This is a genomic window from Acidovorax sp. SUPP2825 (genome assembly GCF_030158995.1).
Classification (GTDB): Bacteria; Pseudomonadota; Gammaproteobacteria; order Burkholderiales; family Burkholderiaceae_C; genus Paracidovorax.
Genome location: NZ_BQXK01000032.1, coordinates 23,148 through 30,880, shown reverse-complemented (window position 1 = coordinate 30,880; position 7,733 = coordinate 23,148). Strand labels below are relative to the sequence as shown.

7 protein-coding genes are annotated in these 7,733 nt (G+C 68.6%); 2 read left to right on the top strand and 5 right to left on the bottom strand.

Going from position 1 to position 7,733, the window contains the following annotated elements:
- Positions 1–272 precede the first annotated feature (272 nt).
- On the bottom strand, positions 273–1,364 hold the full coding sequence (locus tag AVAK2825_RS23720; RefSeq protein WP_284402937.1) for a tartrate dehydrogenase: 1,092 nt from the start codon (positions 1,362–1,364) through the stop codon (positions 273–275).
- Between the two features lie 108 nt (positions 1,365–1,472).
- Between AVAK2825_RS23720 and AVAK2825_RS23715 the strand changes: the two genes are divergently transcribed.
- Positions 1,473–2,423, top strand: a complete 951-nt coding sequence (locus AVAK2825_RS23715) for a LysR substrate-binding domain-containing protein (protein WP_284402936.1) — start codon at positions 1,473–1,475, stop codon at positions 2,421–2,423.
- 78 nt (positions 2,424–2,501) lie between these two features.
- Here AVAK2825_RS23715 and AVAK2825_RS23710 read toward each other — a convergent pair whose 3' ends face one another.
- Together AVAK2825_RS23710 and rpsU are read right to left on the bottom strand one after the other, a co-directional pair.
- Positions 2,502–2,948, bottom strand: coding sequence for a GatB/YqeY domain-containing protein (locus tag AVAK2825_RS23710; RefSeq protein WP_284402935.1), 447 nt, complete (start codon positions 2,946–2,948; stop codon positions 2,502–2,504).
- A 118-nt stretch (positions 2,949–3,066) separates the two neighbouring features.
- The gene (rpsU, locus tag AVAK2825_RS23705) at positions 3,067–3,279 is read right to left on the bottom strand and encodes a 30S ribosomal protein S21 (RefSeq protein ID WP_007833691.1); all 213 of its coding nucleotides are present in this window, start codon (positions 3,277–3,279) and stop codon (positions 3,067–3,069) included.
- A 299-nt stretch (positions 3,280–3,578) separates the two neighbouring features.
- Between rpsU and AVAK2825_RS23700 the strand changes: the two genes are divergently transcribed.
- Positions 3,579–6,893, top strand: a complete 3,315-nt coding sequence (locus tag AVAK2825_RS23700; RefSeq protein WP_284402896.1) for an EAL domain-containing protein — start codon at positions 3,579–3,581, stop codon at positions 6,891–6,893.
- Here AVAK2825_RS23700 and AVAK2825_RS23695 read toward each other — a convergent pair.
- Positions 6,851–7,228: an antibiotic biosynthesis monooxygenase family protein gene (locus tag AVAK2825_RS23695; RefSeq protein ID WP_284402895.1), complete on the bottom strand. Its 378-nt coding sequence runs from the start codon at positions 7,226–7,228 to the stop codon at positions 6,851–6,853. The genes AVAK2825_RS23700 and AVAK2825_RS23695 overlap by 43 nt on opposite strands.
- Positions 7,225–7,620: an NIPSNAP family protein gene (locus AVAK2825_RS23690; RefSeq protein ID WP_284402894.1), complete on the bottom strand. Its 396-nt coding sequence runs from the start codon at positions 7,618–7,620 to the stop codon at positions 7,225–7,227. Before AVAK2825_RS23690 ends, AVAK2825_RS23695 begins: the two co-directional genes overlap by 4 nt.
- Positions 7,621–7,733: the final 113 nt, after the last annotated feature.

The following is a 7,733-nucleotide window of genomic DNA, read 5'->3' as shown; positions in this document are numbered from 1 at the left end:
CACGAAGGCTGGGATCAGGGGTTGTAGCTGCCGCCACAGTTCTTTACTAACGGGTCGTCGTGCCATGAGGGCAGCGAGCATAACTGCTCTGCGGAGGCCCCGGAGGAAGTGGTGTTAGCCACTCTTAATGCCGCCGGATTGGGCTTTCTTGGGCTGCGTGAAACTGACAATGGCTCGCCGAAATTGTGTGAAATGGTGGCTATGCCGGCTCGAGTTCGAAGATCGCCGCGCGAGCACCAGCCTGAGCGGTCAGGGCGCCGGACCTGCTTTGATCAAGCTTTGGCGATTTGCGCCGCAATCGCCTCGCCCACCTGCGTGGTGTTGGCCGTGCCGCCCAAATCCGGCGTCTTCGGCCCCGTCTTGATGACCTCCTCGATCGCCGCCACGATGGCATCGTGCGCCTGCCGTCCCGCGCCCTGGCCTTGCGTCAGAAAGTCCAGCATCAGCGCACCCGACCAGATCATGGCAATCGGGTTGGCGATGTTCTTGCCGTAGATGTCCGGCGCCGAGCCGTGCACGGGCTCGAACAGGCTGGGGAAGGTGCGCTCGGGGTTCAGGTTGGCCGAAGGCGCCAGGCCGATGGTGCCGGTGGTGGCGGGCCCCAGGTCGGAGAGGATGTCACCGAACAGGTTGGTGGCCGCCACCACGTCGAAGCGCCCGGGCTGCAGCACGAAGCGCGCGGTGAGGATGTCGATGTGCTGCTTATCGAGCGTGACCTCGGGGTAGGCCTTGGCGATGTCGTCGGCGCGGGCGTCCCACCAGGGCATGCTGATGGCGATGCCGTTGCTCTTGGTGGCAAGGGTCACGTGCTTTTTGGCGCGGCTTTGCGCCAGGTCGAAGGCGAACTTCAAGAGGCGGTTGGCGCTGTGGCGCGAGTAGACCGATTCCTGGATGACGATCTCGCGGTCGGTGCCCTCGTACATGATGCCGCCCAGCGACGTGTATTCGCCCTCGGTGTTCTCGCGCACGACGAAGTAGTCGATGTCGCCGGGCTTCCTGCCGGCCAGGGGGCACGGCACGCCTTCGAAGAGGCGCACGGGGCGCAGGTTGATGTACTGGTCGAACTCGCGGCGGAACTTGAGCAGCGAGCCCCACAGAGACACGTGGTCGGGCACGGTGGCGGGCCAGCCGACGGCGCCGAAGAAGATGGCGTCCACGCCGGCGAGCTGGGCCTTCCAGTCGTCGGGCATCATTTTTCCGTGGGCGGCGTAGTAGTCGCAGCTGGCCCAGTCGATGGTGCGGCATTCCAGCTCGAAGCCGAAGCGCTCGGCCGCGGTCTGGATGGCCCGCAGGCCTTCGGGCATGACTTCCTTGCCGATGCCGTCGCCGGGGATCACGGCGATCTGGTACTTGGTTTTTTGCATGGGGGTCCTTGTGGAAAAAAGCAGAGCGGCAGGTGCCGTATGGAGGCATTGTTCGGCAGTGCATCGCAAAATACAATCCGCCGCCTGTGGTCTCATTCTTCACACTTCGTGCATAAAATTCCTTCCAACGACGACCTGCGCGTGTTCACCGTGGTGGTGCGCAAATCGAGCTTCGGCGAGGCCGCGACCGAGCTGGGCACCTCGCCCGCCTATGTGAGCAAGCGCATCCGACTGCTGGAGGAGGATTTGGCCGTCAAGCTGCTGCACCGCACCACGCGCCGCGTGGTGGTGACGGAGGAGGGCGAGCGCGTCTTTCACTGGGCGCAGCGCATCCTGGACGATGTGGACCAGTTGCTGCAGGAGGTGGCCGTGACGCGGCGCGAGCCCCGCGGCCTGCTGCGGGTGAGCTGCAGTTTCGGCTTCGGGCGGCGCGTGGTGGCGCCGGCGTTGTCGCGGCTGGTGGAGCGCCATCCGGCCCTGCAGGTGCGGCTGGAGGTGTTCGACCGGCTGGTGGACGTGGCGGGCGAGGGCTTCGACCTGGACGTGCGCGTGGGCGACGAGATCGCGCCGCACCTCATCGCGCGGCGGCTGGCGGACAACCACCGGGTGCTGTGCGCGGCGCCCGCCTATCTGGCGCGCCATGGCACGCCGCGCACGCTGGCGGAGCTGTCCAGTCACGACTGCCTCGTCATCAAGGAGCGTGACCACCCGTTCGGCGTGTGGCGCCTGCGCAGCTGCGGCGTGGAAGAGTCGGTGAAAGTGCGCGGCCCGCTGTCGGCCAACCACGGGGAAATGGTGGTGCAGTGGGCCGTGGACGGCCGCGGCATCACGCTGCGCTCGCTGTGGGACGTGGGACCGCAGTTGCGCGCGGGGCATCTGGTGCCGGTGCTGCCCGAGTGGCGGCAGGAGGCGAATGTGTGGGCCGTCTACCCCACGCGGCTCCATCTGTCGGCCAAGGTGCGCGTATGCGTGGAGTTTCTGCAGGAGCACTTCCGCCAGGAGTGGGCGGCCGGCGGTGATGCTGAACGCAGCGGTGCGGTGGACGGTGCCGGGGATTGAGAGGGAAGGGCAGCCGGGTGCGGTGCGCCGTCACCCGGCTTTGCAAGGACGCGCATTGCACGCATCCCGAGGGCCCGATCAGCCGGCCAGCGCGGCCTTCACGGCGGCGGAGACCTGGCCCATGTCGGCCTTGCCGGCCAGCCGCGTCTTCACCACGCCCATGACCTTGCCCATGTCGCCGGGGCCTGCGGCACCCAGTTCGGCCACGATGGCTTTCACGGCGGCCAGGGTTTCCTCGGCGGACATGCGCTTGGGCAGGTAGGTCTGCAGCACGGCCATTTCAGACTTTTCCTTGTCGGCCAGGTCCTGGCGGCCCGCGCCTTCGAAGGCGGTGATGGAGTCCTTGCGCTGCTTGATGAGCTTGTCCAGGATCAAGACGACGGCAATGTCGTCCAGCGTGATGCGCTCGTCGACTTCCTTTTGCTTGATCGCCGCCTGCAGCAGGCGGATGGTGCCCAGGCGCTCGACGTCCTTGGCGCGCATGGCGGTCTTCATGTCTTCGGTGATCTGTTCTTTGAGGCTCATGGTGTTCTCCGTTCAAACCAGGGGTGGGTGGGGTGGCGCGCTGTGCCCCAAACGAAAAAACCCGCGCTTGGCGTCCCTAGCGCGGGTTTTGCGGCGGTGAGGCCGGCTCTGTCAGAGCTTAGTACAGCTTCTTGGGCAGCTGCATGCTGCGAACGCGCTTGTAGTGGCGCTTGACGGCAGCAGCCTTCTTGCGCTTGCGCTCGGCGGTGGGCTTCTCGTAGAACTCACGGGCGCGCAGGTCGGTCAGCAGGCCGAGCTTTTCGATGGTGCGCTTGAAGCGGCGCAGGGCGACGTCAAAGGGTTCGTTTTCTTTTACGCGGATGGTGGTCATTAGCTAATGGTTTCCAAAATGTGCCCACAGAGGGTATCCAGGAGATCGGGCCTGAATGCCGTGTGTAGCGGGTTCCCCGTCTGTAACTAGTATTGGCCGACGGGGTATTGCCAGCAAAGCCGAAGATTATAGCCCTGTAATCCGCTCTGTCGATGGGTGCGGTCCGATCGCATTGTCACCAGGCGTATGGCTTGGAATTTGCATGGGCTCCGGTGGCGCTGATTCGATTCATCCCCCCGTTCGTTCCCGCAACCGCCCCGCGCCGTTCTTTCCCCGCGCGGGGCCCCAAGCACGACACCATGGCAATCATGCACCGCGTATCGGGCTGGCTGGGCCGGCTCAGTGTGGGCCGCAAGCTCATGCTCATCTACCTGCTGGACCTGACGGCCGTGATCTACGTCTCAGGCATCCTGATCCACGAGAAATTCCTGGCCATCGATTTCGCGCGCAAGGAGATCGTGGGCACCGCCTATGCCTCGGTGGTGCGCGATGGGCTGATGGGGGCGTTCATGGAGGGCGACGGCATCGCAGGCATCCTGCTGATGGACCGCCTGGCCGCGGTGCGCAGCGCGCACGACGGCGCACTCAAGACCGGCGAGCCGGCCGCGCGCTTCGAGGCGCTGCTGCGCCAGTCGGCCACCGGCGACCCGGCGGGGCGTGGAGCGGTGGGCGCGATGGGTGCGGCCGGCGAGCCGGTGCGCGGTCCCTTGCTGCGGCAGGGGCGCGAACTGCTCACGACCGTGGGCAACCAGTCCAACCTGATCCTCGATCCCGACCTGGACAGCTACTACGTGATGTCGTTGATCCTGCTGCGCTTTCCGGAGCTGCTGCAGGTCACGCACGACACGGCGGCCTTCCTGAATGCGCCCGGCGCCCGCCAGGGCGACCACCGCGCGGCCGAACTGCTCACGCTGGCGGGCCGGCTCGATGCGGTGATGCTGGGCATCGATGCCGACTACGACCAGGCCTTCATCGCCGGCTCGCCCGCGCTGAGGGCGGCGCTGGACGCGCAGCGCGCGGCCTTGCGCCAGGCCGGCAACGACCTGCAGGCGCTGCTGCAGGGCATCGCCCAGGGCGAGGGGCGCACCGCCGCGGCCGAGCTGCCCGCGCGCCAGCGCGCGCTGCTGGGCGCGCTGCAGACGGCGTGGGTGCAGGGCACGGCGCAGCTGGACCGCCTGCTCTACGCCCGGGTGGACGACCTCTTTGCGCGCATGTGGCTGCACCTGGGCACGGCCGTGCTGCTGCTGGGCTGCATCCTGAGCCTGGTCACGCTGGTGGCGCGGCAGATCGCCAAGCCCCTGCAGCAGCTGGCCCGCGTGGCCGACGAGGTGCGCCGCAGCGGCGACCACACCCTGCGCGCGCACTGGACCAGCCGTGACGAGATCGGCCGGCTGGTGACGGCCTTCAACGGCATGCTGGCGCAGCTCGACCGCGAGCGCGTGCTGCAGCAGGAGCTGGCCGCCAGCGCGCGCGCCGCCGAAGCCCAGCGCGAACTGGTGGAGGCGCTGCCCATTCCGATGGTGGTCACCTCGGTGCCCGAGCACGAGGTGCTGCACGCCAACGCCCCGGCCGGCCTGTGGCTGAACGGCACCACGCTGGACCCCTGGCGCACGGGCATGGAGCCGGGCGTGCGCGCACGCTTTTTCCAGCGGCTGGCCGACCAGGGCGTGGTGGACGAGTTCGAGGTGCGCTGGAAGGGCAGCGCCGAGCCGCTGTGGGCCGTGCTGTCGGCGCGGCGCCTGCACTTCCAGGGGCGCGATGCCATGCTGACCGCCTTCACGCCCATCAACGTGCTCAAGGTGATGGAGCAGCGGCTGGAGCTGTGGGCCAAGGTGTTCGAGGCCTCGTCCGAGGGCATCATCATCATGGCCGCGGACCAGAAGATCCTGAGCGTGAACAAGGCGTTCTGCCGCAGCACGCACTACGACTTCTACGAGGTGATCGGCGAGAACCTCGGCTTCCTGCTGGAGGACCCGGGCGAGCCGCCGCTGGGCGCGCGCATCGCCCGCACGCTGCTGGACAAGGAGTCCTGGCAGGGCGAGGTGCGGTTCCGGCGCCGCTCGGGCGAGACCTATCCGGCCTGGCTGATGGTGTCGGCGGTGCGCGAGGGCGGCAAGGGCGGTGCCGTGGCCAACCACATCGGCATCGCCATCGACATCACCGACCGCAAGCGCAACGAGGAGCGCATCCAGTTCCTGGCCCACCACGACGTGCTCACCGAGCTGCCCAACCGCTCGCTGTGCGTGCAGCGGCTGCAGGCGGCCATCGCGCATGCCGCCATCACGGGCGAGCGCGTGGCGGTGCTGTTCATCGACCTGGACCGCTTCAAGTCCATCAACGACACGCTGGGCCACCACATCGGCGACGGGCTTTTGCGCTCGGTGGCGGCGCGGCTGCTGCAGGCCGTGCGAACGCACGACACCGTGAGCCGCCTGGGCGGCGACGAGTTCGTGATCGTGATGCGCGACGTGGAAGGCCCGGAGGACGTGCTGCAGGCCGTGGAGCGCCGGCTGATCCCGCTCATCCGCCAGAGCCACCCGGTGCAGGGGCACGAGCTGAATGTGTCGTGCAGCGTGGGCATCGCCGTGTACCCCGACGACGGCACGGGGCTGGACGAGCTGATGCGCCGCGCCGACGCCGCCATGTACGAGGCCAAGACCACCGGCCGCGACATGGCGCGCCTGTATTCGCTGGAGACCGACCGGCGCGTGCAGGCCCGCCAGGCCATGGAGCAGATGCTGCGCCGCGCGCTGGAGCGCCACGAACTGGAGCTGCACTACCAGCCGCGCGTGGACACGCGCTCGGGCCGCCTCACGGGCGTGGAGGCGCCGGTGCGCTGGAACCACCCGGTGCTCGGCCAGGTGCTGCCGGGCGAGTTCATCCCCATCGCGGAAGAGGCCGGCCTGATCCGCGCGATCGGCGGCTGGGTGCTGGAGCAGGCCTGCCTGCAGTGGGCGCGCTGGCAGTCCGCGCACGGTGGTGCGCGCCACGCCCAGGGCCCGGGCGCACAGGGCCCGCAGGAGGGCCAAGGCATCGTCCACGACGCCCGGCGGGCGAGGCCGCCCCTGGCGCTGGCGGGGCTGCCGGTGTCGGTCAACCTCTCCGCCGCGCAACTGGCCGACCCGGCGCTGGTGCCCGACATCCGCACCCTGCTGGCGCGCTGCGGCATGCCGCCCAAGTGGCTGGAACTGGAGTTGACCGAATCGCAACTGATGGAGAACGCCGAGGCCACGCAGCAGCAACTGGCCGCGCTCAAGGGGCTGGGCGTGCAGTTGTCCATCGACGATTTCGGCACCGGCTATTCGAGCCTGGCGTACCTCAAGCGCTTCGACATCGACAAGCTCAAGGTGGACAAGTCGTTCATCCGCGACATGCTGACCGATGGTGCGGACATGGCCATCACCCGCGCCGTCATCGCGCTGGGCCACACCCTGGGCCTCAAGGTGGTGGCCGAAGGCGTGGAGGACCTGGCCACGGCGCAGGCGCTGGGTTCGCTCGACTGCGACGAACTGCAGGGCTACCACTTCAGCCAGGCGCTGCCCGTGCCGGCCCTGGAGGCCTGGGTGCGGGGCTACGCGGGCGAGCGGCCTCGATTGGCGCTGCTGCCGTCGTGAACCGTGCGCGAATCGGCCGGTGCCTGAGCGCGCTCGTTCAGCCCGTAGTCGCGCAGCACGGCCGCCACGCGCAGGCGGTAGTCGGCGAAAACGCCCGCGCGGCCGGCGGCCTGCGCATGGCGGTGGCTCTCGCACTGGCGCCACTGCGCCACGGCGGCCTCGTCGCGCCAGAACGACAGCGACAGCAGCTTGCCCGGCTGGCTGAGGCTCTCGAACCGCTCGATGGAAACGAAGCCGTCCATGCGCTCCAGCTCGCAGCGCAGCGCGGCGGCGGTGTCCAGGTAAGGCTGGCGGCCTGCGGCACTGGGCACGACCTCGAAGATGACCGCGATCATGCGGTGGCCCCTGCGGCGGGCGGCTCTCCTGCGGATCCCAGCAGCGACAGCGGCGGGTGCGGCGGCAGGGCGGGGCGCTGGAACGTGCCCTCCACCACCTCGGCGAAGGTGCGCTGCTCGCGCAGGATGAAGCGCTGGCGCTGCGCCCGCTCGAAGTTGGCGCGGCCTTGCGGATCGGTCCTCAGCCGTGCGCGGTAGGCCTCGTAGGCAGCCAGGCTGTCGAACGCGATCAGGCCCCAGGCCTCGTCGTTGGTGCCCTCAATGGGCACGAAGTAGCCCAGCAGGTGGCCGCCGCAGCGCGGAATGATGTGGCCCCATTGCGCGGCGTACTCGCGAAAGGCGGCGATCTGGAAGGGGTCGAGCTGGTAGCGGATGAAGCAGGTGAGGGCCATGGAGGGTTCCTTGAGTAGAAGGTTGGGGGCGAAGGCACAGGGCCGGCGGGGCGCCGCATGCACGGCATGGTGGCCATTGGGCCGCGTTCCGCGAGGTCGATGCTTCGCCGTGG

Coding starts and splice junctions, on each gene's coding strand:
- AVAK2825_RS23720 (WP_284402937.1), bottom strand. CDS start 1,364: ATGCAAAAAACCAAGTACCAGATCGCCGTGATCCCCGGCGACGGCATC.
- AVAK2825_RS23710 (WP_284402935.1), bottom strand. CDS start 2,948: ATGAGCCTCAAAGAACAGATCACCGAAGACATGAAGACCGCCATGCGC.
- rpsU (WP_007833691.1), bottom strand. CDS start 3,279: ATGACCACCATCCGCGTAAAAGAAAACGAACCCTTTGACGTCGCCCTG.
- AVAK2825_RS23700 (WP_284402896.1), top strand. CDS start 3,579: ATGGCAATCATGCACCGCGTATCGGGCTGGCTGGGCCGGCTCAGTGTG.
- AVAK2825_RS23695 (WP_284402895.1), bottom strand. CDS start 7,228: ATGATCGCGGTCATCTTCGAGGTCGTGCCCAGTGCCGCAGGCCGCCAG.
- AVAK2825_RS23690 (WP_284402894.1), bottom strand. CDS start 7,620: ATGGCCCTCACCTGCTTCATCCGCTACCAGCTCGACCCCTTCCAGATC.